This is a genomic window from Vibrio sp. YT-17 (assembly GCF_033337375.1).
Lineage (GTDB): Bacteria > Pseudomonadota > Gammaproteobacteria > Enterobacterales > Vibrionaceae > Vibrio > Vibrio alginolyticus.
Genome location: NZ_JAWOQP010000156.1, coordinates 1 through 1,154, shown reverse-complemented (window position 1 = coordinate 1,154; position 1,154 = coordinate 1). Strand labels below are relative to the sequence as shown.

The following is a 1,154-nucleotide window of genomic DNA, read 5'->3' as shown; positions in this document are numbered from 1 at the left end:
ACACTAACGGTCAATCACAGCTTCAAGGCCAAGTGGTTCTGGCTGATTTTGCTAATACGCAAGGTCTAGCAAAAGTGAGCGGCACCGCGTGGACACAAAGCTTTAGCTCTGGTGCGCCGATCATGGGCGTTCCGGGTTCTGGCACGCTGGGTAACTTGACTCCAGGTGCATTAGAGGGCTCAAACGTCGACCTAACCAGTGAGCTTGTGGCACTGATGACAGCACAACGTAACTACCAAGCGAACGCAAAAACGATTTCGACCAGCGACAAGCTCACTCAAGCCTTGTTCAACGCGGTGTAATAGGAGTTCTGCATGGATAGCTTGTTATTTACAGCAACCTCCGGTGCAAGCCGAGTTCTTAAAGCGCAACACGTTCGTTCGAATAACTTGTCGAACGCGGATACCGCAGGTTTCCGTGCGGATATGGAACGTGTTCGTAGCGTGGAGTTACAAGGCCCGGGTTTTGATGGCCGAACCATGGTGGTCACAAACTCTGCATCAACGCGTTTTGATTCTGGCGACGTTGTGAAAACAGGTCGTGCGCTGGACGTTGCCGTCATGGGTGAAGGTTATCTTGCGGTAGAAACGCCAGCGGGTAACGAGGCTTAAACGCGTGCCGGTAACATTCAAATCGATACCTCTGGCGCAATGTCTATCACCGGATTCCCGGTTGTGGGTGAAAACGGTCCGTTGGTGGTGCCTGATTATCAAAAAATCGAAATCAGTGAGCGTGGCCTTGTCTCGGTTATTCCACCGGGCGGCGGTGCAGAAATCGCAGTCGGCACATTGAAACTGGTGAAGCCAGAAATCAATCAGCTGCAAAAAGAGAGCGACAGCTTGCTTCACAGTGTTGATGGTGTGCCATTCGCAGCGGATGAAACCGTGCAATTGGCACCAGAACACATCGAAGGCAGTAACGTATCGGCGATCGATGAGCTGATCGGCGTGATGTCGCTAACGCGTAACTTCGAGATGCAGGTACGCATGATGAAAACTGCAGAAACGTTGGCGCAAGCCGGTAACAAATTAATGGCGGCGAGATAAGTCTCGTCCCAAAAGGAGATAACCAATGCATTCGGCATTATGGGTAAGTAAGACAGGTATGGCAGCGCAGGACACGAAGATGACTGCCATTTCCAACAACTTAGCAAA

General features: G+C 51.2%; 1 protein-coding gene and 2 pseudogenes. All 3 read left to right on the top strand.

The window, feature by feature from the left end; all coding sequences use genetic code 11:
- Positions 1-302: flagellar hook-basal body complex protein (locus R7F67_RS24625; protein WP_318057511.1), on the top strand; the 302-nt coding region annotated here is incomplete at its 5' end.
- Between the two features lie 12 nt (positions 303-314).
- Positions 315-1,046 (top strand): annotated as a pseudogene (locus R7F67_RS24620) (flagellar basal body rod protein FlgF).
- Positions 1,047-1,071: 25 nt separating this feature from the next.
- Positions 1,072-1,154: pseudogene (gene flgG, locus R7F67_RS24615) on the top strand (flagellar basal body rod protein FlgG); the annotation flags it as partial.